This window comes from Erwinia sp. B116, assembly GCF_002865965.1.
Classification (GTDB): Bacteria; Pseudomonadota; Gammaproteobacteria; order Enterobacterales; family Enterobacteriaceae; genus Erwinia.
This window is the reverse complement of sequence record NZ_JRZZ01000003.1, coordinates 241,185-266,828: the sequence shown is the minus strand read 5'-3', so window position 1 is coordinate 266,828 and position 25,644 is coordinate 241,185. Positions and strand designations below refer to the sequence as shown.

The following is a 25,644-nucleotide window of genomic DNA, read 5'->3' as shown; positions in this document are numbered from 1 at the left end:
CTCTCCGTAACGAAAAAAGCGGTGCCGTTAACGGCACCGCCCGGATTGAGCCTTTAGTGGCCGGAGACGGTTTTGATCCCCTCTTTCGGCACCTCGACGTAAGGCGTTTCACAGTCGGTTCGGGCATCCGCGCGGCGGGCTTTCTGCCAGGCGCGGAAGCCGTAGAACAGGATACTGTACACCACGATCAGGAACAGAATGCTCAGCCCGGCGTTGGTGTAGTTGTTAATGACAATATGCTGCATATTACTCAGCTGCTGCGGGGTCAGCGTGTCGCTGCCCGCCGCCATCTTCGCCTTATACTCGCCGGCCATAAAGAAGAAGCCTTCCAGCTGCGGGTTGTTGCTGAGCAGCTTGAGGCCCAGCGCCCAGGTGGTGCAGATCAGCAGCCAGATGGCGGGCAGCAGCGGCACCCAGACGTAACGGGTGCGTTGCATCTTCACCAGCACCACGGCGGAGAGGATCAGCGCCACGGCGGCCAGCATCTGGTTGGAGATGCCGAACAGCGGCCACAGGCTCTTCACGCCGCCCAGCGGATCGACCACGCCCTGATAAAGCAGATAGCCCCACAGGCCGACGCAGCCGGCGGTGCCGATAACCCCGGCCACCAGTGAGTCGGTTTTCTTCAGGAACGGCACGAAGTTACCCAGCAGATCCTGCAGCATAAAGCGGCCGGAGCGGGTACCGGCGTCCAGCGCGGTAAGGATAAACAGCGCTTCAAACAGGATGCCGAAGTGGTACCAGAAGCCCATATCGGCCACCGGCATGATTTTGTCGAACACGTGGGCGATGCCCACCGCCAGCGTCGGCGCACCGCCGGCACGATTCAGTACGGAAGGTTCGCCGATATCTTTCGCGGTCTGCAGGATCTCTTCAGGTGAGATAACAAAGCCCCACGAGCTGACGGTGGCCGCCGCCTGGGCGGTAACGTCCTTCAGCTGCGCCATAATCAGCGGCGCGTTCTCGCCGCCCAGCTCGTGCAGGTTCGGCATGGTGATGCCCAGCCCGGCCGGTGGGGTGTTCATGGCAAAGTAGAGGCCCGGCTCGATAATCGAGGCGGCAACCAGCGCCATCACCGCCACAAAGGACTCCATCAGCATCGCACCGTAGCCGATAAAGCGCGCGTCGGTTTCACAGGCCAGCAGCTTCGGCGTGGTGCCGGAAGCGATCAGCGCGTGGAAGCCGGAGACCGCGCCGCAGGCGATAGTAATAAACAGGAACGGGAACAGGGCGCCTTTCCACAGCGGGCCGCTGCCGTCGATATACGGGGTGATGGCCGGCATTTTCAGCTCGGGGTTAAGGATCACGATGCCGATCGCCAGCCCGACGATCACGCCGATTTTCAGGAAGGTGGCCAGGTAGTCGCGCGGCGCAAGGATCAGCCACACCGGCAGCAGCGCCGAGATAAAGGCGTAACCGATCAGCGTAAAGGTGATGGTGGTGTCCTTGAAGGTCAGCGCCGGGCCCCAGTACGGATCGTGGGCGACGATACCGCCAAACCAGATGCTGAGGATCAGCAGCAGCACGCCGATTACCGAGATTTCCCCGACGCGGCCCGGACGGATAAAGCGCATATAGATGCCCATAAACAGCGCAATCGGCACCGTTGAGCAGACGGTAAACACGCCCCACGGGCTCTCCGCCAGCGCTTTCACCACGATCAGCGCCAGCACCGCGAGGATGATGATCATAATCAGGAAGCAGCCGAACAGCGCGATGGTGCCGGGCACCGGGCCCATCTCTTTCTTGATGATCTCCCCCAGTGAGGCGCCGTTGCGGCGCGAGGAGATAAACAGCACCATAAAGTCCTGCACCGCCCCGGCCAGCACCACGCCGCCCAGCAGCCACAGCACGCCGGGCAGGTAGCCCATCTGCGCCGCCAGCACCGGGCCGACCAGCGGTCCGGCCCCGGCGATCGCCGCAAAGTGGTGACCAAACAGCACGTTGCGGTTGGTCGGTACGTAGTTCAGCCCGTCGTTATTCAGCACCGCCGGTGTGGAACGGGTCGGGTCAAGCTTCATCACCTTCCGGGCGATATACAGGCTGTAGTAGCGGTAGGCGACCAGATAGACCGACACCGAGGCGACGACGATCCACAGCGCGCTGATATGTTCGCCGCGGCGCAGCGCCACCACGGCGAGGCAGCAGGCACCCAGTATGCCGAGTAACATCCACGGCAGGTGCCGGAGAGCGGTATTTTTATTCATAAGTAACCTGGTTTTCAGCGCGTCCGGCGCAGGCGGCCGGTGAGGCTGAGTAGGGTAAAAGGATGATATTTTTATGCCCGCTCAGGGTGACGGAAATCCCAGTTGAAAGGCGGGAATTGTCGTTAAGCGGTGATATTGGCGGGTAAGCGGCGACTGGCGGCGGTAAGCGGTTTTACCGCGCGGCTAAGTGGCTGAATTGTGTGATTAAGATCTCATTAATAACCCGGTAAAATCCCTTGCTCCGCACCGTCATGGCAGTCAGGTCAGCATCAGGGACAGTCAGAGAGTCAGCAGGCAGGTAAAAAAGCCGTCGTACAGCAGGCTACCCGGCATCCGCTCAGAACAGGGGCAAGCAGGGCAGAGCAGCACCGGCTGTGGTAACGGCCAGACTGGCTGGCCGTTATGCCGGTTTACGCGGTAAACTTATAGGTAAAGGCGTACTCCAGCCCGCGGTCGAACTGATACGGTAGCGGTTGCAGCGTCAGGGTGTTGTCGCTGATGGAGAACGGTACCTCGACCGCCTCACCCTTGCACAGCAGCTGACAGGCAGCCGGCCGGTAGCCCGCCTGCAGGTTCAGCGTCAGCGGTTCGCTCAGCCACTTGTTAACGATCAGATAGTCAGCCTCCGCCACGCGGGTGAAGGCGCAGCGTGCATCGTCGCTCTGCAGATGGCCGCCGATCTGGCTGTCATAGACAGCCTCGCCGTTAACGTCCATCCAGCGGCCGATATCGCGCAGGCGCTCCTGCTGCAGCGTCGGAATGCGGCCGTCGGCGGTCGGGCCCACGTTAAGCAGGAAGTTGCCGCCTTTGGAGACGATGCCGATCAGCTGCTCTACCAGCTGCTGCGAGGTGCAGTAATCTTCCAGCTGTTCGGCGCGGTTAAAGCCGTAGGATTTGCCAATGCCGCGGCTCTCTTCCCAAGGATGGGTTTTGCCGAAGCCCTCTTTATCGTTGTATTCGGTGCTGTAGTAGTCGCCGTGATTGCCCGGCATGCCGCTAAAGAAGCGGTCGTTCACCAGCACTTCATCCCTGTTTGGCGCGTCGTTATACAGCCAGGCGAGGAACTCTTTGGTCTGGCTGAACTCCTCGCTGAGATCCCACTCGCCGCCGTCGGAGAAGATCAGGCAGGGCTGATAGGTTTTCACCAGCTCTTTCAGCTGCGGCAGCAGGATCTCCTGTGGATAACGCTGTTCATCGATACCGAACTTCAGGCGATCTTTTTCCGGCACAAAGTAACCACCCTCGGCGCGGTGGCTCCAGTTGGTCTCCCAGTCGATGATCGAGTAGTAGATCCCCATCTTCAGCCCGCTGTCGCGTACCGCCGTGGTGACGGCACCCAGCAGATCCTGTTGCGGCCCGACGTCAGCGCTGTTCCAGTTTTTCTTGTGGGCGTTGGTGGTCGGCCACATGCAGTAGCCGTCGTGGTGCTTGGTGGTCATCACCACATATTTCGCGCCGGAGGCCTTAAACAGCGCCGCCCAGGCATCGGCATCAAACAGCTCTGCCTTAAACTGCGGCGCAAAGTCGCGGTACAGGAAATCACTGCCGTAATGCTTTGCATGGAAATCATCGTCGTTATTGCGATAGCTACCGTAAACGCTGGCGTAGTACCACTCGGCGTAAGAGCCAAACAGCGAGTTATCCACTTTGCGCCAGGCGGGTACGGAGAACACCCCCCAGTGAATAAAGATGCCGAATTTTGCCTGGTTGAACCATGCCGGCGTCTGGCGCTGGTCAAGGCTGTCCCAGCTCGGGAGATAGGTTGTATTGCTCACGTTTAGTCCTTAATTTCTTCGGTTGGGTCGATTTTCGCAATGCACAGCCCGGTGACGGCGTAGAAAGCGGCAATGATTAAGCCGGCGTAACACTGCACGGCCCACAGGGCATAATCCAGCGTCGCCACGTTCAGCGTCGCGGCCATAAACACCCCGGCCGCGGTCCACGGGATCAGTGGTTCAATCACCGTGGCGGCGTCTTCCACGGTACGGGAGATATTTTTACGGTGCAGCCCGTTCTGTTCATAGGCTTTTCTGAACAGTTCTGAGGGCAGCAGGCAGGCGATATTGTTGTTACCGGTGGCGGCTATCAGCGCCACGCAGGCGGCAATAGTCGAGAAGATCAGACCTGCGGCGCTGGTGACGATGCGGGTGAAGTAGCCGATGATAATATCCAGCGCGCGGGTCAGCGTGAGCGGGCCGGCGAACGAGAAGGCGCAGAGGATCACCAGAATCAGCGACATCATCGAGGCCACGCCACCGCGCTCCAGCAGCAGACGAATGCTGGCCGGTACCGCTTCCGGGTTATCGGTCAGGGTGCTGACGCTGAAACCGGAAACCCAGATATTCAGGTTTTCAATCAGGCCGATGCCCTGAGTAAACCAGGCGATCAGCATTGAGATGGCGGTGGTAAACAGCAGAACCGGGATCACCGGTTTTTTCAACAGCGCACCGGCCAGCACGATAAAGATCGGCAGCGCGAGGATCCAGCTGGTGTGATAAAGCTGGTGGATCTGATCGACGGTTTGCTGTGCGGAAGCGAGGCTGCCGCTGCCCGGTTGGCTCCAGAAACCGATAAAGAAGTAGATCACCGCAGAGATCAGGTAAGCCGGGATCGTGGTCTTGCACAGGTGGCGGATGTGATCGTAGAGGTCGAGGTTGTTAACGATCGCCGCAAAGTTGGAGGAGCCGCTGAGCGGGGAAATTTTGTCGCCGAAGTAAGCACCGCCGACCACGGCACCCGCCACCGCCGCCAGGTTGGCATCCAGCCCGTGCGCCACGCCCATCAGCGCCACGCCGATGGTGCCCGCCGAGCCCCACGAGGTGCCGGTACAGGTGGCGACGATGCTGGTGACCAGGAAGGTAATCAGCACCAGATACTGCGGGTTAATAATCTTCAGGCCGATGGTGATCAGGTACGGGATGGTGCCGGAGCTCATCCACACGCCAATCACCCCACCCACGCACATCACGATCATCAGTGACGGCAGCGCCTGAGAGAATTTCTTCACGATTTCATCAATGATGTCCTGGAAGCTGTAGCCCAGCCACATGGCGACAAAGGCGTTCAGCACCGCAGTGATGCACAGCAGCGCCTCCAGCTTAATGCCGAGAATGGTGTAACCGAGAATAATCGAAATTAATGAAATGCCGAGCAGGAAGAATGATGCAGGCAGCCCCAGCACTCTGCGGGTGGTTTCAGGCAAAACCTCTGATGTTGAAGACATACGTACCCTCTGTTTCTCGTTATTGTCATGTTGTGTTCAGGCAGATGACGGAAGATTGCACTTTTTACAGGTCTAATGGTCAGGCCATTTGGCGCAAAAAAAAGTGATGTTTACACATCACTTCCTGACTTTGTCCATATTGCAGACCGGATGCCCATGCGGAACGGGCAGGAGCATCAGACCGTTAACCAATTTGTTACATTAGTAGCGTTCAGCTCAAGCCTCAGTACGCAAAACTGTGCACAAAATCACTTATTGCTGGCAGTTTGCCGATCGCGAGGCAACCGCCAGATCACCGGCAACGAGATCAGGTAGACCATCAGCGGCATCCAGATAAAGCCTATTTTTACATAACGGGCGGTCAGTTCGCTCTGGATCAGCGCCTGGGGATCGTAATGGCCGAGAGAGAGCATCATTGCAAGAAGAGAGCCGCCTACGGCATAAGCGACTTTGGTCATCAGGGTATTCAGCGACCAGGCAAGACCTGCCGTACGTACGCCAGTTTTCGCCATCCCTGCGTCAATGCTGTCGGCGATGATGGAGTAGTAGATCGGCGAGTTAACTCCCAGCTGCAGCGCCACCAGTGGAAACAACAGCATAAAAAGCAGGGGGGTGAGCGGAATCAGGCCGATAAGTATCAGCAGCGCGGCCTGACAAACATAGCCCGCCAGCAACAGCGTTCTGCGGCTGACGTAGCGGATCAGCAGGGGAACACAGGCGCTGCCCGTTACCGAAAAGAAGGTGATCAGCGTCAGGATATACCCCCCAAACGCCGTGCTCTGCATCAGTACGCCACGGGCAAAGTAGAGGGCGAAGGAGTAAAATGCGCTGAGAATAATGTAGTAAAGCCCGAAGGCCAGGGTACACAGCAGCCAGTCCCGGTTTTTCAGCAGCGCCCCGAGCAGGATTTTCAGCGGAAAGCGGTGTGGTTCCGGCCGATAGCGGATAACACAGCCCTTCAGGGTGACAAACCACAGCCCGCAGCCCAACGCGCCAACGCCGGCCATATACAGCGGAAATCCTTTCAGCTCATTTTGCTGGCTGCTACCGCCGCCCAGCCAGTGAACGGCGGGCAGGGTCAGCAATGCGATCAGCAGCATGCCGCTCTGCGATCCCATCGCGCGGAAGGCATTCAGCACCACCCGCTGCTGCGGATGGGGCGTCATCAGGCTGCTGAGGATGCCGTAGGGGGTATTGATGCCCGCGTAAATGGCACCCAGTAAGGTGTACGTCAGCGTGGCCCAGGCCAGCTTGCCGTTGTCGGACAGCGGGAGTGGCAGAAAAGCCAGTAAGGCAATCAGCCCGAACGGCACCGCCAGCCAGGCGATCAGCCGCCTGACCATATCCGCATCACGGCTGCGGTCAATCAGCCAGCCTACCAGCGGATCAAAACAGGCATCGATCACCCTGACCACCAGCAGCATCAGGGCAACCCGCTCCACGGCAATCTGATAGACGTCGGTGTAGTAGTAAAGGATAAATGAAGCGGTTACCCCCCACATCAGGTTGGATGACAGATCGCCGCAGCCATAGCTGAGCTTTTCCCTGAGCGCGATCGTCGGGAGGTTTTGCGACAGAGGGTCGGCTGTCCGCTGGCTGCCCCCTTCGGGGGCAGCACTGACCGGATGATGCTCAGCCATTAATCACCTCGTTGAGCTCATCGCGTGAGATATCGAGTTCAAAAATGGTCGCCAGGCTGATAAATACGCTGGTAAACAGGTCCGGTGCGTTCAGTTCCAGCGTTTTCCTCGCTTCATGCAGCGATCGGCCGCTTTTTCGGCTGAACAGCTGGCAAACCCGTTCAAAAGCGGCAGGGTGTTCAAGCAAATCAGTCAGTGAAGAGTCTTCTCTGAGCGGCGCGGGCAGGCGGTCAGCCATCACGGTGAGGGTGGCGACCAGGGCGATATCTCGGGATGATTTCCCGGCCAGCAGGCGGTAGACACCTGGCTCAATTCTCCACTGCTCTGAAGCCGGATCCCAGATTTCCAGGTCGCGCGCGGCCAGTTCAATCGAGGCGGTCCGGCGCTCACCGGCAGCGATCTCCAGTTTGGCAAAGCCTTTCAGCTCCTGCTCCGGCCGTGCCAGCCTGCCGTGCGGCGGGGCGACATACAGTTGTACAATCTCTTTCCCGTCCCGGTCTCCGCTGTTTTTCAGCGTGACGCTTACCGTCAGCGTCTCATCCGGCCGCAGCCGGGTCGTGGAAAGGGCGATCTCTTCATAGCTGAAGGTGGTGTAACTCAGGCCAAAACCAAACGGAAACAGCGGCTCTATTTTACGCCTGTCGTAATAGCGATAGCCGACGTAAAGCCCCTCTGAGTAGTACTGGCGGTTATTATCACCGGGATAGGTCAGAAAAGCGGGGGTCTCTTCCAGCGTATTCGGCACGGTGACCGTCAGCTTGCCGCAGGGATTCGCCTCGCCCAGCAGCACCTGAGCAACCGCTTTACCCATCCCCTGGCCGGCAAAAAACAGTTCAATAACGGCACGGGCCTTCGCCAGCCACGGCATGACCACCGATTCGCTGTTAGCGATCACCACCACCAGTTCCGGCTGCACGCGGGCGATGGCATTCAACAGCTCTTCATGCTGTGGCTGGATGGACAGATGTTCGCGGTCACTGTTCTCGCCATCTTCACCAATCGGGGTACTGACAAACAGAATGGCCAGATCGGCACTGGCCGCTGCCTCGGTGGCGGTACGCAGAGCGCTGGCATCGCTGCTGTCATTGCTGGCGGTACCGGGTGCCCAGCTGACATCAAAATCTCCCGCCAGCTGCATGATTTCATCCAGCGGGGTATCGAGCTTCCAGGGATGGGTGGTGGCACAACCGTTGCCCTGAATCACCGGCCGGGTAGCCGGGTGGCCGATTACGGCGATTTTTTTATGCCGGGCAGCGTTAAGCGGCAGGATCTGCCCCTCATTTTTCAGCAACACCAGGCTCTCAGCGGCAATTTGCTGCGCCAGTTTATGATGCTGCTCAAAATCGGCCTTAAAGCCGGGGCGTTTATTTTGTTCTGCTTTTTCCAGCAGATCGAGCGCCCGGTTTACGGATAAATCGAGCTGGCTGAGGGGGACCTGCCCGCTGGCCACGGCTGCCGCCAGCTCGGTTTTGTCAGTCTGGGTTTCCGGCATGGAGAGATCGTTACCGGCCAGCAGTGACGCCGGACGGTGTTTCACCGCATACCAGTCAGATACCACAATACCCTGATACTGCCACTCGTCACGCAGCACCTGGTGGGTGAGCCAGGGATTCGCGGAGGTCTGCACGCCGTTGAGCAGATTGTAGGAGGTCATCACCATCCACGGATCGGATTTTTCAATCGCCCGGCGAAAACCGGCCAGGTAAATCTCCCGCAGCGCCCGCTCGTCGACGACCGAATCCATCTGGGTGCGACGGATCTCTGAGTTATTGCAGGCGAAGTGTTTCAGGCAGGCCCCCACCCCCTGGCTCTGCAGGCCGTCGATCAGTGCCGCCGCCAGCTCTCCGCTCAGTAAGGGATCTTCTGAGTAGTACTCATACGCACGCCCGGCCAGCGGCGTGCGGCGGATATTGATCCCGGGGCCGAGCAAAATGCTGACGCCCATCTCCAGGCACTCTTCGGCCAGCGCCACGCCCATTTTTCTCATCAGTTCAGTATCCCAGCTGCAGGCCACGCTGGCCCCGTTAGGAAAACAGGTAGCCGGTTTACTGGTGCCGAACAGCTGCAGGCCGGGATCGTTGCCCTGTTGTGCCGACGCTTCCGCACCACGCTGTGGCTCACTGCCGACCGGCCGTTGCGCGACCACTTCGAAAAATTCGCGACAGGAGAGCCCCTCTCCCTGGTCTATCTGCGACTCGCTGTAGCGCACGCCGTAGGTGCCGTCCGTCATCACCACGTCGGGTGTCGCGAAGCGGGGGATCTGCCCCATACGCCATAAGCCTTTGCCACAGAGCAGGCTGACTTTTTCTTCGATGCTGGCGTCATTAATTACTCTCTTTTTATCGATATTTTTGGCCATTGCTGACTCTCCTTAGCGGATTAATATTCAGAAAACGCTATTACCCGGCGATGGTAGCCCTGTGTGCAGAGTATTTTTTGTACATAATTTGCGGAAATAATGGTACAGAGTGGATAATTGTTTATATTGCGCTGTTGGTCACAGATGGCGGGTTGCAGCAGTTTAATTATCTGGCGCATCAGGAAGTAGCATCAGAAGGGCATTGTAAAATATAAAAACCACGGTCTTATTATTCCTGCGTGTAACAGCGGTCTTATTATTTCTTCGTGTAACAGGTTAATTAATTTTTTCTGCCAAAACGTAGTGATAACGCTCTTGTGAAAAAGATGGAAATATATATTTCAGTAACCTGTCTGACTGGTGAGGAAGGGGGGGGCTGACACCGGCGCGAGCATTACAGGATGAGTGGGAAAATAAAAAACCTGACCTCGCCAGTCAGATTTTTTTGTGCCCTGGGTCTCCTTCCTGCACTTAATTCTTCGTTGAAAAACAGATATCTTCTACCCTGAATGATACCCTCGTTTAATGGTCTGGTCATTGCCAGCCGACGATATGGAGGGATGAAATAATTCATTGATGGTGAGGTGTTACAATGTCTCCAAGTTTATCACCCGGCAGAACAGGCTTACTGGTAATGATGATCATGACAACGGCAACCGCTGTAACCCACGCGCAGAGCGTGCAGGCTGAAACACCCATAATGACAACGCAAAGCGCACTGGCAGGGAGCTGGACCTCGGTGCCGGACGATCCGCGGGTACAGCAACCGGAAAAACCCAGCGAGGGGTTGTACCAGCTCACCCGCCACCCCGACGGCTCGCTGGAGATAAACGGCGTACTGAAGATGAAGAGCCCGTCGTGGATCGCCAGCTCGCCGGACGGCCGCTTTGCCTGGGTCACCAACGAAGAGGTCAACGGCGCGGTGACCGCGCTGGCGCGTGACGCAAACGGACGTTTCTCGGTAGTTAACTCGGTCAGCAGCCCCGGGCAGCAGCCCACCCACGCGGCGCTCAGCCCGGACGGCCGTTTTCTGATCGTCGCCAACTACTCGGTCGCGCCAGGTGGTGCCGGCATCGCCGTGTTCCCGGTGGCGAACAACGGCGCGCTGTCTGAGTCGGTGCAGGAGTTCCCTTATGCCGCCGGTTCCGGCGCGGTGGCCGATCGCCAGGCCAGCGGCCACGCCCACTCGGTGACGTTCAGTCCGGACGGTAGCATGCTGTACGTCGCCGATCTCGGCGGTGATCTGCTGCACGCTTACCGTTACGCGGCCAGCAAGGCGCTGCCGCTGCAGCCGGACGCCGATCGCAACGTGCAGCTGCCGCCCGGCAGCGGCCCGCGGCATATGGTGTTCTCTGCCGACGGCCGCTTTGCCTGGCTGGTGACCGAGATGTCCGCCGAAGTGGTCGGTTTTACGGTCACCGCAGAGGGGCTGGAGCAGCAGCAGAACCTGCTGTTGTACGCTAAAAATGAGACGGCGTTTAAAAGCGGTTCCGGGATTATTCTCAGCCCGGACGGCCGCTGGCTGCTGGCAATGAATCGCGGTGCGGATAACCGTATCCTGATATTCCGTATCGACGAGCAGGGGAAACTGCAGCCGCACGGCGCGGTGGCTGCGGGCGGTATCGAGCCGCGCGCCCTGGCGTTTGACCAGAGCGGCCAGTCGCTGTACGTGGCAAACGTCTTCTCTAACAGCATCAGCCGCTTCAGTTTTGACGCGCAAAGCGGCGAACTGATCCCAGCGGGCAGCGTCGTGACGGTCCCGACGGCAACCGATATCAAGTTTTTCGAGCAGTAACGTCACCAGACTAAACGCGTAGCCGGTTATTGTTGAGAGATAACCGGCTACGATTTGGCAAAAACCGACGCAGCAGGTCATCAGGCTTTTATTCACGATGAACGACTCTGCTTCCACTCGTATCACCCCCATATCCTTTTTGCTCGTTCATTTTTTCCTGCACGATGGATGATTCAGAACACTTTTTCCACCGTAATTTTCCCTGTAAAAACAGCGCTATTTATCGAAAAACCGTGCCAATTGTTATCTCCGTCACATTTTTAACTCATTGATATAAAATGGTTTGTTAGTTTTATCTTACTGATAAGTAAGATAATCACTAAATCCCCTGTGATCCTCTTCTCCTTTTCGATCTGAACATCTGGACTAAATCTGAGCAATCACCAATGATGAAAGAATAATAAATCACGTATGAATATTTATTCACAGTGGAGATAGTCAATGAAACGTACCCTGCTTACCGGCCTGTTGCTTTCCGCCATGACCCTCAGCGCTTCCGCCCTGGCGGCAGACAAAGGGCTGATTGTCATTATCACCCCGTCCCACGATAACCCGTTCTTTAAAGCAGAAGCCGACGGCGCGGCGGCCAAGGCCAAAGCGCTGGGCTACAGCACGCTGGTGGCGTCACACGATGACGACGTGAGCAAACAGAACCAGCTGATTGAAACCGCCATCGGCCGTAAGGCCAAAGCCATCGTGCTGGATAACGCCGGGGCAGACGCCACGGTTGGCCCGGTGCAGAAGGCGAAAGATGCCGGCATCCCGACTTTCCTGATCGACCGCGAAATCAACAAAACCGGCGTAGCGGTGGCGCAGATCGTCTCCAACAACTATCAGGGCGCACAGCTGGGAGCGGAGAAGTTTGCCAAGCTGTTGAACGGTAAGGGGGAGTACGTCGAGCTGCTGGGCAAAGAGTCCGACACCAACGCCGGCGTGCGTTCACAGGGCTATCACGACGTGCTGGATGACTACAAAGACATGAAGATGGTCGCGCAGCAGAGCGCCAACTGGAGCCAGACCGAAGCCTTCAGCCGCATGGAAACCATCCTGCAGAAAAACCCGAACATCGTTGGGGTGATCTCCGGTAACGACACCATGGCGCTGGGCGCGGAAGCCGCGTTGAAAGCCGCGGGCAAAACCAACGTGATCGTGGTTGGCTTTGACGGCAGCGACTACGTGCGCGACTCGATTATCAACAAAGGCAACATCAAGGCCACGGTGCTGCAGCCGGGCTGGGCGCAGGCGCAGATGGCGATTGAACAGGCCGACTACTACCTGACCCATGGCAAAGCGCAGAAAGAAGAGAAGCAGCTGATGGACTGCGTGCTGATTGATGAAAGCAACGCCAGCAAGCTGAAAGTCTTCAACCTCGCTAAATAACCCGGGAGCCGATGATGGTGATGAAACTCTCCTTCGCCGGCCTGCTGGTCGCTACCGTGCTGCTGAGCGGCTGTACGGTGGTCGATCTGGATGCGAACGGGCAACCGATCATTCCAAAGGATCCGACCGCTAAAGCCGGATTCAGCAGCCAGACGCCGCAACAGGTGGCCGAAGAGAACTGGGAACCGCGGGTACTGCAAGCCTCAGCCGATCGTGCGCTGGGCTGGGCCGATATGAAAACCAAATCCACAACGGTAAAAACGGGCACCAGCGAAAGCGTCTTTGTTCGCGCTAGCGGCACGGTGACCGCCGTCAGCCCGGCGGAAGATCGTGAGAGGAAACTGACGGTGACCATTAACGGAGAGTCGGTGCCGGTGATGATTGGGCCGGTAGTGCGCAGCAACGCGATCCGTGATGCGGCCGGTTTTCGCTTTGAAGAGTTCACCAACCAGGTGCAGTTTGCGCAGATGACCAAAGCGCTGAATCGCCAGGCGGTGAAACAGTTGCCTGAGGTGGACGCCAGCTGGGTGGGTAAACCGGTGCAGCTGGTGCTGGCGGTGCTGATGCAGCCGAACCAGCCGCCTGAGGTGGTCGCCGTCAGCATGAAACAGGAAGCGCCCTAATGAGCGATCTCGATCCGATTATTCTGCAGGCGCGGGCGATGTCGATGCTGTTCCCCGGCACGCTGGCGCTGGACCGCGTTGACTACCGCGTCTGGCGCGGCAAGGTCAACGTGATCATTGGTGAAAACGGCGCCGGTAAATCGACGCTGATGAAGATCCTCGCCGGGGTACAACCGCCCACCAGCGGTGAGATCTGGCTTAACGGCAAACAGGTGCAGCTGAACAGCACCCGGGCGGCGGCCGCGCTCGGGATCGGCATGGTACACCAGGAGCTGAACCTGTTTGAGAACCTGTCGGTAGCGGAAAACATCTTTCTCGGCCGCGAACTGCAAAGCGGGCTGCGGCCGATTGATGAAAAAACCCAGGAAGCGCGCACCGCCGAACTGATGCAGCGGCTGGACCAGGCGATCTCCCCGCGCGAGCTGGTGGCGAACCTGAAAGTGGGCCAGCAGCAGCTGGTGGAGATCGCCAAAGCGCTGGCGGAAAACACCGATATTTTAATTCTTGATGAACCGACCTCGGCGCTGAGCAAAACCGAAGTGGAGATCCTGTTCCGGGTGATCCGCGAACTGACCCGCCAGGGCGTGTCGATCATCTATATCTCCCATCGGCTGGAAGAGCTGATGGCGATCGGCGATGTGATCACCATTCTGCGCGACGGCCGTTTTCAGGCGGAAGCGCAGGTCAGCGAGATCGACGTGCCGTGGATCGTGCGGGAGATGCTCGGCAGCGAGCCGGTGACCAGCTTCCTGACCGACGATCGCCAGTTTGGCGCGCCGGTGCTGGAGGCGGAAAATATTACCTGCGTCGGCCCTGCGGGCAATGCGCTGGTGGATAACGTCTCCTTTAACGTGCGCGCCGGCGAGATCGTCGGCATCTACGGCCTGATGGGGGCCGGGCGCACCGAGCTGTTTGAGTGCCTGCTCGGCACCCAGCGTAACTACCTGGGCAAGATCTGGCTGGACAGCAAGCCGGTGCCGCAGCGCCTGGATACCGCCGAACGTATCCGCATGGGCATGAGCCTGGTGCCGGAAGACCGCAAGCGTACCGGCATTTTCCCGGTGTCGTCGGTGGCCAGTAACCTGACCATCGGCAGCCTGTGGCAGCGGCTGCAGTACCGTTTTGCTATCTCGCGCCAGCAGGAGCAGGAGGTGGTGACGGAGACGGTCAGCAATCTTTCGATCAAAGTCTCCTCGCCGGAGGTCAGCATCAACGCGCTAAGCGGCGGTAACCAGCAGAAGGTGGTGATTGGCCGCTCGCTGTTGACCAACCCCAATCTGCTGCTGCTGGATGAACCCAGCCGCGGTATTGACGTGGGGGCGAAGGCCGACGTGTTTCGCATGATGGTTCAGCTGTCGCAGCAGGGGATCGCCATTCTGTTTTCCACCTCGGATCTGAAAGAGATCATGGCGGTCTCCGACCGTATTCTGGTGATGTCAGGCGGCAAGCTGACCGCCGATATTCCACGTGCCGCCGCTGAAGAATCGGCGCTGGTTAAAGCAAGTGCAAAGGGGTTCTGAGATGAAAACCAGTCAAGGCACCGCGCTGCCCGCGTCGGCGGCAAAAGCCTTCAATTCGCGGGAGAGTCTGATCCTGCTGCTGTTAAAAATGCGTACCTTTATCGCCCTGTTCCTGATCGTCGGCTTTTTTGCCATCACCGTACCGGACTTTCTCGCCGTCGGCAGCATGGTGATTATGGTGAAACATATCGCCATCAACGCCTTCCTCGCGCTGGGCATCACTTTTGTGATTATCACCGCCGGCATTGACCTGTCGATCGGTGCCACGCTGGGGCTGTGCGGGATGATCGCCGGCTGGATGATTACCAAAGGCATCGTGCTGCCGATGTTCGGCATCGCTATTTTTCCCAGCGTGTGGGTGATTGTGCCGGTCGTGCTGCTGATCGGTGGGCTGATCGGCGCGGCCAACGGCTGGATCATTACCCGCTATAACGTTGCGCCGTTTATCTGCACCCTCGGCACCATGTACATCCTGCGCGGGGCGGCGATGCTCACCTCCGGCGGTGAAACCTTCCCCGGCCTGCAGGGCAATCCGCAGCTGGGCAATACCGGCTTTGACCAGATCGGGGCCGGCTACTTCCTCGGCCTGCCTTACGCCATCTGGATGATGATCGTGCTGGCGCTGGTGATTGCCTACATCGCACGCCGCCTGCCGTTTGGTCGTCAGGTGTACGCCATCGGTGATAACGAACGTGCCGCAGAGCTTTCCGGCGTGCGGGTGAAGCGGGTGAAAATTCTCGTTTATTCGCTCTCCGGACTCTGTGCCGCCATCGCCGGCATTGTGGTCTCTTCGCAGCTGGTGGCCAGCCACCCGGCCAACGGCAGTTCGTTTGAGATGAACGCCATCGCCGCGGTGGTGCTGGGCGGTACTTCGCTGGCCGGCGGGCGCGGCACCATCCTCGGCACGCTGGTCGGTGCCTTTGTCATCGGCTTCCTCGCCGACGGCCTGATTATGATGGGGGTCAGCGAGTTCTGGCAGATGGTGATTAAGGGCATCGTGATCATTATTGCGGTGATTATCGACCAGATGCAGAACCGCATGCAGCAGAAGGCCGCGGTGGTGGCGCAGAAGGCCCTGATTGAAGAGGGCGGGGCGGCAAGGCCGGGCTGAGAAAACAGGGCAACGGCACACTGCTAACAGACTACAGACTGATAACGCCGCAGCTGCGCTGAGGCAAACACATTTAGCCGCTAATGGAGAACCACGATGAGCACTTACAACTATCCGAAGTTTGGCGCAGGTTTATGGCATTTCGCCAACTATATCGACCGTTACGCGGTGGATGGCTACGGCCCGGCGTTAAGCACGCTGGAGCAGATCGCGCTGGCGGCGGAGGTCGGCGACCTCTCTTACGTCGATGTGCCGTATCCGTTCTCGCCGGGCGTGACCGTGGCTCAGGTAAAAGAGGCGCTGGCCGCCGCCGGCCTGCAGGCGATCGGCATCACCCCCGAGATCTACCTGCGTAAATGGTCACGCGGTGCCTTTACCAACCCGGACCCGGTGGCCCGTGCCGACGCGCTGAAGCTGATGAACGAAGCGGCGGACGTGGTGCGTGAGCTGGGTGCCAGCTACGTGAAAGTGTGGCCGGGGCAGGACGGCTGGGACTATCCGTTCCAGGTCAACCACAAGCAGCTGTGGGCGCTGGCGGTGGACGGCATGCGCGAGCTGGCGGCGGCCAACCCGGACGTGAAGTTTGCCATCGAGTACAAGCCGCGCGAACCGCGCGTCAAAATGACCTGGGACTCGGCGGCGCGCACTCTGCTGGGCATTGAGGAAATTGGCCTGGATAACGTTGGCGTGCTGCTCGATTTCGGCCACGCGCTGTTTGGCGGCGAGTCACCGGCGGACTCCGCCCAGCTGATTATCGATCGCGGCCGCCTGTTTGGTATGGACGTCAACGACAACCTGCGCGGCTGGGACGATGACCTGGTGGTCGGCACCGTGCATATGACCGAGATCTTCGAGTTCTTCTACGTGCTGAAGATCAACAACTGGGACGGCGTCTGGCAGCTCGATCAGTTCCCGTTCCGTGAAGACAGCGTGGAGGCGGCCAAGCTGTCGATCCGCTTCCTCAAGCATATCTACCGCGCGCTGGACAAGCTGGATATCCCGGCGCTGCAGGCCGCGCAGGATAAGCAGGACGCGATGCTGGCGCAGCGCATTATTCAGAACGCGCTGCTGTCTTCGATCGAAGTGGAGTAAACGGATTAATCAATAACGGGTATTTCCGGTCGGAGATACCCGTTCAGACGGTCTGAAATTCTGCCTCCTTTACCTTGTCTCTCTTACTCCTCCAGCTTTAACGGCGGCAGCTGTGAAAAGACGCTGAGCAGGCCGCTGCTCCAGCGCTGACGCAGCTGTGAAAAGTAGGGGTGCTTCTCGGTCAGGTGGTACTGCTGCTCGCAGCTGAAGCTGTCGCTGGCGTAGATCATTACGTCCAGCGGCAGGCCCACCGAGATATTACTCGCCAGCGTTGAGTCCATTGAAATCAGCGCACACTGCATCGCCTGTTCCAGCGGGGTGTGATAGTGCAGCACCCGATCGATAATCGGTTTGCCATATTTACTCTCACCAATCTGGAAGTAGGGCGTGTCGGTACTGGCTTCAATAAAGTTGCCCTGCGGATAGATCTGGAACAGCCGCGGGGCTTCCCCTTTGATCTGCCCGCCCAGCATCAGCGATCCGCCAAACTCCTCGCCGTCACGCTGGATAACCGCGCGCAGCGTGTCGCCGACCAGCAGCGCCACGTCGTACAGGCTGGTACAGTTCATCAGGTTTGGCGCGCCGTCATCTTCACAGCCGCGCCGCAGCAGGCTGAGCGTGCTCTGGGTGGTGGCGAGATTACCGGCGCTCTGCAGCACCAGCGTCCGCTCTCCATCCCGCTGGAAAACGTGCAGCTTCCGAAACGACGAAATATGGTCAACGCCCGCATTGGTGCGGGAGTCGGAAACGAAAATCATCCCTGACGATAAACGCATTGCCACACAGTAGGTCATAATTTATCCGATAAAAATTACTGCTGGGAAGCCATTTGCTGCACCGCAGCCACGGCCTGCATCTCTTCGCTGCCGCCACCGATGCGCATGCCGCGCACCGGACAGGCGTCGAGATAGTCAACGCCGATCGCCAGCCGCAGGTGCTGACGGACGTCGCGGGTGTTGTTGGTAATATCAAAACTGTGCCAGTGGCCATCCAGCCACGCTTCCACCCAGGCATGGGTGGCGACATGTTCCACATTATCGCTGTAGAGATAGCCGCTGACGTAGCGCGCCGGGATCTGCAGGCTGCGGCAACAGGCGAGGAACACGTGGCTGTGATCCTGGCAGACGCCGCTGCCGGCGGCAAACACCTCGGCCGCGCTGTCGGTGACCCTGGTACTGCCGGGCTGATAGGGCATCTTCAACAGCAGCTCTCCCATCAGGCGTTCAAGGCTGGCCAGCGGCGCCTCTTCGCGATAATAACGGCAGGCAAATTCCCGGATGGCCGTATCCGGCTGGGTCAGCGGGCTGAGGCGCAGAAACACCAGCGGTGACAGCCTGTCGTCCGCTGGCGCAAACCGATCGCCGCCTTCGATTATCTCCACCACGCCGCGCGCGGCGATCTCAATCTGCTGATGCGGACGGTCGAGGGTCAGCACGTGCAGCACGTTGCCATAGGCATCGGTGGTGCACACCGCCTGCTCCGGAAGCTCCAGCTCCCACGAGAGTATCTGCTGGTGGCTGGAGTCCTGCGGGGTCAGCCGCAGGTACTGGGTGCTCTGTTTAACCTGATGCTGATAGCTGAAGCAGGTCTTGTGCTCAATGGTCAGTTTCATCTTACTTCGCCTCAAGATAGGTGTGATGAATGCTGTCGGCGATCTCTGCCAGCTCAGCAAGAAAACGTTGCAGCCAGACGTGCAGCCCGTCGCTCTGCAGCGACGGCCAGCTGCTGAACCGCAGGCGGGCATGCAGCACCGTCAGCAGATAGCGCGGACGATCGTCCCCGCTGCCGCCGATCAGATCGAGCTGGCGGGCGATCTCCTCCACGCAGGATCGCAGCGACCGCGGGCTCTCCTCACGCAGGATCAGCATCTCATTGACGCCGTCGGCGGCCAGCTGCTGCCTGTAGATGGTGTGATAGGCCTCGCGCGCCGATACCGAACGCAGCAGCGTATCCAGCCGGTAGTATTCGCGCACCGTGTCATCATCCGCGTCGGTCAGGTACTGATAGACGTCGAGCAGGCGGGCGGTACAGTCGGCCCGCTCCAGCAGGGTGCCCAGGCGGATAAAACTCATCGCATCACCGCGCATCAGCGTGCCGAACATCGCGCCGCGGATCAGGTGTGAACGCGCTTTGACCCAGTCAAAGAAGGCGTCGGCCCCGCCGCCGTCGATCCCTCCGCGCCGTAGCTTGCGCAGCTCCAGCCAGCTGGCGTTAATACTCTCCCACAGTTCAGAAGAGAGGCTGCCGCGCACCGCATGGGCGTTATTCCACGCGGCCTGCCAGCAGTGGTAGATGCTGCCGGGGTTGCGATCGTCGAGGGCAAAAAAGCTGAACAGCTGCGGCATCGCCAGCCGATCGTTGACCGACCAGTAGAGGTCGCTGGTGTTGGTCAGGTTCAGCGGCACGCGCAGCTCATCGTTAAGGCTGCCGCGAACCGGCATCAGGGAGAGGCGGTGGGTGACGTCAAGCACCCGTGCAATATTCTCGGCGCGCTCTAAATAGCGCGCCATCCAGTACAGGCCACTGGCCGTGCGGCTTAGCATGCGTCATCCTCCAGAACCCAGGTATCCTTGGTGCCGCCGCCCTGCGACGAGTTGACCACCAGCGAACCGGCGGTCAGCGCCACGCGCGTCAGCCCGCCGGGGACCAGCCGGATCTCCGCGCCGCTGAGGGCGAACGGCCGCAGGTCGATATGGCGCGGTGCCAGCCCCTGGTCAACAAAGGTCGGGCAGGTGGAGAGCGCCAGGGTGTTTTGCGCAATGTAGTTGTGCGGTTTGGCCTGCAGGCGCGCGCGGAAGTCTGCCAGCTCCTGCCGGCTGGCCACCGGGCCGATCAGCATGCCGTAGCCGCCGGCACCGTGCACCTCCTTCACCACCAGCTGTTCAAGGTTGGCCAGCACCCACGACAGTTCATCCGGGCGGCGACACTGCCAGGTGGGTACGTTATTGAGGATCGGATCTTCATTCAGGTAGAAACGCACCATGTCCGGCACATAGGGGTAGATCGACTTATCATCCGCCACGCCGGTGCCGATGGCGTTAGCCAGCACCACGTTGCCGCTGCGGTACACCGACAGCAGGCCGGGTACGCCAAGCATCGAGTCCGCGCGGAAGGCCAGCGGGTCGAGGAACGCGTCATCAACCCGGCGGTAGACCACGTCCACCTTGCACGGGCCGGCCGTGGTGCGCATCAGCAGGGCGCCGTCTTTCACGAACAGATCGGCGCTCTCCACCAGCTCCACCCCCATCTGCTGGGCGAGGAAGCTGTGCTCGAAGTAGGCGCTGTTGAAACGGCCTGGGGTCAGTACCACCACCACCGGATCGTTGACCGGTGAACTCTCGCGCAGCGTCTGCAGCAGCAGCGACGGGTAGCGCTCTACCGGCGCGATACGCTGGTCGGCGAACAGCTCCGGGTAGAGCCGCATCATCATCTTACGGTTTTCCAGCATGTAGGAGACGCCGGACGGGGTGCGCAGGTTGTCCTCCAGCACGTAGCACTCACCGTCGCTGTTACGCACCATATCCACCCCGACGATATGCGCATACAGATTGCGGTGCAGATTGATGCCCTGCATACAGGGCTGGTACTGGTCGTTCACCAGCACCTGTTCGGCGGGGACGATGCCGGCTTTCAGGATATGTTGTTCATGGTAGATGTCGTGCAGAAAGGCGTTGAGCGCCTGCACCCGCTGGCGGATGCCTTTATCCAGCATCGCCCACTCGCTGGCGGGGATAATGCGCGGTACGCTGTCGAAGGGAATTAAGCGTTCCGCCCCGCCATCGTCGTTGTAGACGTTAAAGGTGATGCCCAGGCGGTGAAACAGCAGCTCTGCCTCTTCACGTTTGCGGGCCACCGCCTGCCGGTCAGCCTGCTGCAGCCACTGCCAGTATTCCCGGTAATGTGGGCGGTACTGTCCATTGCTCAGCACCATTTCATCATAAAAGTGCGGCGCTGTTTCATAGTTCTTATTCATGATCCCTTCCTTGTTCCAGGAGCCCGGAGAATCAGCTGCATAAAGTGTGCCAGGGGAGTGGGCTTAGGCGGGATCAGGTGGGCTCAAGGGGATAACCGGGCGGAGCGGGGGCAGGCCTGGAGGGAAAGCACTAAAATGGTGCAATGAGACCCGGGTTTGAGGTGAAGCAAGTGTGAATCATGGACAAGCCTATCTTCTTCTTCCCAGTTTTTTCATTATTTCTGACCATAAATATAGTGGTTTACCCGGCGAAAAAACGCTGCGCATGATCGGTGCCATCAATAACGCTACGCCAGCATCCGCTATTTTTTGTACTTTCTCTGAATCCGGAGCCTGCTATGTCCACAACGGAAACATCGCCGCCGCTGCTTGAGAAACACACCATTGGCTTTGTCCCCCTCAACGAGCGCCACGGCAAAACCCGCGATCTTTTTACGCTGTGGTTTGGCGGAAATATCGCGCCGCTGCCGGTGGTGACCGGTGCACTTGGCGTGCAGGTTTTTAATCTGAATTTGCTGTGGGGCATTGTGGCGATTGTTGTGGGGCAGCTGGCAGGCGGCGCGCTGATGGCGCTGCATTCCGCCCAGGGGCCACAGATGGGTATTCCACAGATGATTCAGAGCCGTGCGCAGTTCGGTTCGCGGGGGGCGCTGCTGGTGGTGGTTATTGCCGGGGTGATGTATATCGGTTTTTTTACCTCAAATATCGTCCTGGCAGGTGAATCGCTGCACGGTATTGCCCCCGGCGTACCTTTGCCTGCCGGCATTATTCTTGCCGCCGTGGGTTCCGGGATTATCGGCATGATTGGCTACCGCATTATTCATCTGCTTAACCGTATTGCCAGCTGGGTGCTGGGCACCGGTATTATTGTCGGTTTTGGCTATATCTTCAGCCACATCCACAGCGCCGACTTTCTGACGCGCGGCAGCTTTTCGCTCTACGGCTGGCTGGCGACGGTATCACTGGCGGCGCTCTGGCAGATCGCCTTTGCCCCTTATGTTTCCGACTATTCCCGCTATCTGCCTGCCGGAGTGCCCGTCGCAGCGACCTTCCGGGCGACCTATTTTGGCTCAACGCTCGGCTCGAGCCTGTCATTTATTTTTGGCGCCGTCGCGGTGCTGGCCGTTCCCGCAGGGGCCGGGACCATGGATGCCGTCAGGATAGCCACCGGGGCCATCGGGCCGCTGATGCTGGTGCTGTTTATGCTGAGCGTTATCAGCCATAACGCGCTGAATCTGTATGGCGCAGTGATGTCGGTAATCACCCTGGTGCAGACCTTTTTCTGGCGCTGGATCCCCGGCGGTAAAAGCCGCTCGGTGCTGTCGGTCATCGCCCTGACGGGCTGTTCGGTCGCGGCGCTCTTTGCCTCGACGGATTTTATCGGCCATTTCGTGAACCTGGTGCTGGCACTGCTGGTGGTTCTGGTGCCCTGGACCGCGATAAACCTGATCGACTTCTACGCCATTCACCAGGGCCGGTACGACATCAGCGCTATTTTCCAGGCCGATGGCGGGATCTACGGCCGCTACAACCCGCAGGCGCTGCTGGCTTATGCCATCGGCATTCTGGTGCAGTTGCCGTTTATGAACACGCCGCTGTATACCGGCCCGGTAGCGGCCTGGGTTCACGGGGCCGATCTCTCCTGGCTTATCGGCCTGCTGGTGACGTCACCACTCTATTACCGGCTGGCACGCAGCGCCCGCCGCCGCAGGCCGCACGGCGAGCCTGATCCGGGCAGTTAATGCTCTGCGCTGGCTATCCCTGCGCTGGCCTTTCATACCCCCGTTACAGGAGTTGACCGGTGACCCAACCCATGCACAACCACGTTAGTATGTTTAATACACAGTTACAGCATTCCCGGCAGCTCAGACTTGCAGAAGGCCACGAACAGCTCAGCCGGTTTGGTCAGCCGCCCGTCCGCCAGCCAGACGGCGGCCAGGGCAGAGCCTTCCACCTCATCCTGCAGTTCTGCCACCGCCAGCGGCTGGCCATCGTAGCTGCGGTCGCCGCCTGGCCGGGTAACCAGAACGGCAAAGCCGGCACCACAGCCGACCATGCCGCGCACCAGCTCAAGGGAGGGGGAGCTGAAGACAATATTCGGTGTGATACCGGCCCGGGTGAACAGGCTGATGAAGTAGTTGCGGCTGGGCAGTACGTCCAGCAGCACCATCGGCTCAGTGGCGAGATCGGTCAGCGACACTTCGCACCGTGCTGCCAGCGGGTGGTTCGCAGGCAGCAGAATGTAGGGCTTTCTCGGCGCAACCAGCGGTTCAATGGTCAGGGTGTCGCCCAGCTCATGCTGATACAGCAGCGCCAGGTCAAAGCGGCCGGTGGCGAGCCCCTGTAGCAGCTCATCCTGCTCGCCGTCGCGGATCATCACCTCCACGCCGGGATAGCGCGCTTTGAAACCGCAGATCAGCCTCGGCAGAATCAGCGGTGCCACGGTTTCAAAGCAGGCGACGTCAACTTTACCCGCCACACTATCGCTATCCGCCAGCGCGTTCTGTTCAAACTCATGGGCCATCCGCAGCAGCTTTACCGCCCTGCGGTGAAAACGGCTGCCGGAAGGGGTTAGCGAGACGCCCTGCGCGTGGTGGCGGATCAGCAGCTGCACGCCAAAGTTATCCTCCAGCGTTTTGATCGCCGCTGAGACAGAAGGCTGGGCGATAAACAGCCTGCGCGACGCTTCCGCCACGCTGCCATACTCCACCGTGGTGACGAAATACCTCAGCTGACGCAGTGTGTAATTTGCCATCGTTCATCCCTGTAAGTTTTGCGGATGATAGTTGAAACCTGCCGGTGATAAGGTGAGCTTTGCTACGAAACCGGAGCGCCCCGGCCCGCAGGCTCATCGGGACCCGGTTTTGAGCACGGGAGGTGCTTACGGGCTTGTGGGGGATCCCGGTCACAGGGCACTGACTGCTTAGCCCGTCAGCTAACGAAGGATCCGCATACAGTTCACAAATTCTTGCGGGTGAATAAAATATTCCTTTATTTTTTGTTTTTGATAATCAATTATTCCATTAATGTGTGGGTGCCGGTAACTCATATCGTAAAACGATCTCAGTGAGAACATCAGACGACGTTTAGCCCCCGGTCAGCCTGCAACGGGCAGAACTGACGTGGGGATTGGCTGTTAACATCCGGCGATCGGGTATAAACGGAGAGTAAATAATGGCGAAGATCAACCCGCAGCTTATGGCAGACATTCTGCTGCTGACAGGCGGCAAGCATAATATCCGCCTCTGTGGCCACTGCATGACCCGCCTGCGTCTGACGCTCAGTGACGATCGGTTAGTCCGGCGGGATAAGCTCAAGGCGCTGCCGGGCGTGCTGGGCGTGATCAACAGCGACGACCAGCTGCAGATTATCCTCGGCCCTGGCAAGGCGCAGACCGCCGCGGAGATGATGAACGCGCTGCTGGCAGAGGGGGATGACGGCACCGCAGGGGGCAGGGGCGAGGACGGCACCCCTACAACGGGCGGTGAACCGCTGAGCGCAGCGGCGCTGGCCGGTGAGTCCAGACGGAAAATGAAGGCGAAGCAGACCAGCGCGGTGCACCAGTTCCTGGCTAAATTTGCCACCATTTTTACGCCGCTGATCCCGGGGTTTATCGCCGCCGGGATGCTGCTGGGCTTCGCGACCTTAATCGAGCAGGGGATGCTGGCCGGCGTGGCGGAGAGCGAACGCAACGCCACCGTGGTGCATATCGTTGCCTGGATGAAGCTGTTCGGTAAGGGGCTGTTTACCTTCCTGCCGATCCTGATTGGCTATAACGCGCAGAAGGCGTTTGGCGGCTCCGGCGTCAACGGTGCGATTATCGCCGCGCTGTTCCTGCTCGGCTACAACCCGGCAGCCACCACCGGCATCTTCTCCGGCACCGATAACTTCTTCGGTTTACCCATCGATCCGCGCGGCAATATTATCGGCGTACTGCTGGCCGCCATTCTCGGCGCCTGGGTGGAGCGCCAGCTACGTAAGGTGATCCCGGACAACCTGGATATGATCCTTACCTCGACGCTGACGCTGCTGATCACCAGCGCGCTGACCTTTACGCTGATTATGCCGATTGGCGGCGAGCTGTTTAAGGGCATGTCGTGGCTGTTCCTGCACCTCAACGGCAATCCGTTCGGCACCGCCATTCTCGCCGGGCTGTTTCTGATTGCTGTGGTGTTCGGCGTGCATCAGGGCTTTATCCCGGTCTACTTTGCGCTGATGGATGCGCAGGGCTTTAACTCGCTGTTCCCGATTCTGGCGATGGCCGGCGGCGGCCAGGTCGGCGCGGCGCTGGCGCTCTACTGCCGTTCTGCAAAAGGATCCGTGCTGCGCAACCAGGTGAAGGGGGCGATTATTCCCGGTCTGCTGGGGGTAGGGGAGCCGCTGATCTACGCGGTGACGCTGCCGCGGGTGAAGCCGTTCGTTACCGCCTGTATCGGCGGCGCCTGCGGCGGCTTCTTTATCGGCCTGGTCGCCTGGCTGGGGCTGCCGGTCGGCCTGAATACCGTGTTTGGCCCGTCCGGGCTGGTGTCGCTGCCGCTGATGACCTCCGCACAGGGGATCTGGGCCGGCATGGCGGTGTATGCGGCGGGTGTGGCGATCTCTTATATCGCCGGCTTTGTGGTGACGTGGTTCTTCGGGCACAGACAGGTGGATTTGAGCTGAGGTGAGGGCTGGGAGCAGTCAGTGCACAAGGGGCTGGCGGCCACGAACGGCTGGGATTT

19 protein-coding genes are annotated in these 25,644 nt (G+C 59.4%); 9 read left to right on the top strand and 10 right to left on the bottom strand.

Annotated elements, in window-relative coordinates:
• Nucleotides 1-53: 53 nt before the first annotated feature.
• The 5 genes from NV64_RS04020 to NV64_RS04000 form a co-directional block, all read right to left on the bottom strand.
• Nucleotides 54-2,207 (bottom strand): carbon starvation CstA family protein, encoded by a 2,154-nt coding sequence (locus tag NV64_RS04020; protein ID WP_101505373.1) that lies wholly within the window; start codon nt 2,205-2,207, stop codon nt 54-56.
• A gap of 410 nt (nt 2,208-2,617) precedes the next feature.
• Nucleotides 2,618-3,982 (bottom strand): alpha-L-fucosidase, encoded by a 1,365-nt coding sequence (locus NV64_RS04015; protein ID WP_101505372.1) that lies wholly within the window; start codon nt 3,980-3,982, stop codon nt 2,618-2,620.
• A gap of 2 nt (nt 3,983-3,984) precedes the next feature.
• On the bottom strand, nt 3,985-5,430 hold the full coding sequence (gene nhaC, locus NV64_RS04010; protein ID WP_072166253.1) for a Na+/H+ antiporter NhaC: 1,446 nt from the start codon (nt 5,428-5,430) through the stop codon (nt 3,985-3,987).
• Nucleotides 5,431-5,678: 248 nt separating this feature from the next.
• A complete protein-coding gene (locus NV64_RS04005; protein WP_056231680.1) occupies nt 5,679-7,070 on the bottom strand; it encodes an MFS transporter in 1,392 nt (463 codons plus the stop codon).
• Complete coding sequence (locus NV64_RS04000; RefSeq protein ID WP_101505371.1) at nt 7,063-9,429, bottom strand: beta-glucosidase; 2,367 nt, start codon at nt 9,427-9,429, stop codon at nt 7,063-7,065. Before NV64_RS04000 ends, NV64_RS04005 begins: the two co-directional genes overlap by 8 nt.
• A gap of 700 nt (nt 9,430-10,129) precedes the next feature.
• Between NV64_RS04000 and NV64_RS03995 the strand changes: the two genes are divergently transcribed.
• From NV64_RS03995 to NV64_RS03970, 6 genes are all read left to right on the top strand, one after another.
• Nucleotides 10,130-11,224 carry a lactonase family protein gene (locus NV64_RS03995; RefSeq protein WP_101505370.1) on the top strand — a complete coding sequence of 365 codons (1,095 nt, stop codon included), beginning with the start codon at nt 10,130-10,132 and terminating at the stop codon, nt 11,222-11,224.
• 441 nt (nt 11,225-11,665) lie between these two features.
• Nucleotides 11,666-12,604 carry a D-ribose ABC transporter substrate-binding protein gene (locus tag NV64_RS03990; RefSeq protein ID WP_056231686.1) on the top strand — a complete coding sequence of 313 codons (939 nt, stop codon included), beginning with the start codon at nt 11,666-11,668 and terminating at the stop codon, nt 12,602-12,604.
• 11 nt (nt 12,605-12,615) lie between these two features.
• Nucleotides 12,616-13,227 (top strand): DUF2291 family protein, encoded by a 612-nt coding sequence (locus NV64_RS03985; protein ID WP_233208913.1) that lies wholly within the window; start codon nt 12,616-12,618, stop codon nt 13,225-13,227.
• Entirely contained in the window at nt 13,227-14,747 is a 1,521-nt protein-coding gene (locus NV64_RS03980) for a sugar ABC transporter ATP-binding protein (protein ID WP_056231689.1), read from the top strand. The genes NV64_RS03985 and NV64_RS03980 overlap by 1 nt, the downstream gene beginning before the upstream one ends.
• Nucleotide 14,748: 1 nt before the next feature.
• Nucleotides 14,749-15,858: an ABC transporter permease gene (locus NV64_RS03975; RefSeq protein ID WP_101505369.1), complete on the top strand. Its 1,110-nt coding sequence runs from the start codon at nt 14,749-14,751 to the stop codon at nt 15,856-15,858.
• A gap of 96 nt (nt 15,859-15,954) precedes the next feature.
• Nucleotides 15,955-16,950, top strand: a complete 996-nt coding sequence (locus NV64_RS03970; protein ID WP_056231694.1) for a sugar phosphate isomerase/epimerase — start codon at nt 15,955-15,957, stop codon at nt 16,948-16,950.
• A gap of 83 nt (nt 16,951-17,033) precedes the next feature.
• On the opposite strand, the gene NV64_RS03965 is transcribed toward NV64_RS03970, so the two are convergent.
• The 4 genes from NV64_RS03965 to NV64_RS03950 are packed head-to-tail and all read right to left on the bottom strand — an operon-like array spanning nt 17,034 to nt 20,923.
• On the bottom strand, nt 17,034-17,744 hold the full coding sequence (locus NV64_RS03965) for a proteasome-type protease (protein WP_101505368.1): 711 nt from the start codon (nt 17,742-17,744) through the stop codon (nt 17,034-17,036).
• A gap of 17 nt (nt 17,745-17,761) precedes the next feature.
• Nucleotides 17,762-18,562 (bottom strand): transglutaminase family protein, encoded by an 801-nt coding sequence (locus NV64_RS03960; RefSeq protein ID WP_101505367.1) that lies wholly within the window; start codon nt 18,560-18,562, stop codon nt 17,762-17,764.
• 1 nt (nt 18,563) lies between these two features.
• Nucleotides 18,564-19,493: an alpha-E domain-containing protein gene (locus tag NV64_RS03955; RefSeq protein WP_101505366.1), complete on the bottom strand. Its 930-nt coding sequence runs from the start codon at nt 19,491-19,493 to the stop codon at nt 18,564-18,566.
• Complete coding sequence (locus tag NV64_RS03950; protein WP_199177617.1) at nt 19,487-20,923, bottom strand: circularly permuted type 2 ATP-grasp protein; 1,437 nt, start codon at nt 20,921-20,923, stop codon at nt 19,487-19,489. The genes NV64_RS03955 and NV64_RS03950 overlap by 7 nt, the downstream gene beginning before the upstream one ends.
• Before the next feature lie 172 nt (nt 20,924-21,095).
• Between NV64_RS03950 and NV64_RS23345 the strand changes: the two genes are divergently transcribed.
• The gene (locus NV64_RS23345; RefSeq protein ID WP_158239873.1) at nt 21,096-21,296 is read left to right on the top strand and encodes a hypothetical protein; all 201 of its coding nucleotides are present in this window, start codon (nt 21,096-21,098) and stop codon (nt 21,294-21,296) included.
• The gene (locus NV64_RS03945) at nt 21,262-22,665 is read left to right on the top strand and encodes a cytosine permease (protein WP_101505364.1); all 1,404 of its coding nucleotides are present in this window, start codon (nt 21,262-21,264) and stop codon (nt 22,663-22,665) included. The genes NV64_RS23345 and NV64_RS03945 overlap by 35 nt, the downstream gene beginning before the upstream one ends.
• 104 nt (nt 22,666-22,769) lie before the next feature.
• Here the strand turns inward: NV64_RS03945 and NV64_RS03940 are convergent, their stop codons facing one another.
• Nucleotides 22,770-23,678, bottom strand: a complete 909-nt coding sequence (locus NV64_RS03940; RefSeq protein ID WP_101505363.1) for a LysR family transcriptional regulator — start codon at nt 23,676-23,678, stop codon at nt 22,770-22,772.
• 419 nt (nt 23,679-24,097) lie between these two features.
• Here NV64_RS03940 and murP point away from each other — a divergent pair, with 419 nt between their 5' ends.
• Complete coding sequence (gene murP, locus NV64_RS03935; RefSeq protein ID WP_101505362.1) at nt 24,098-25,585, top strand: PTS N-acetylmuramic acid transporter subunit IIBC; 1,488 nt, start codon at nt 24,098-24,100, stop codon at nt 25,583-25,585.
• Nucleotides 25,586-25,644 lie beyond the last annotated feature (59 nt).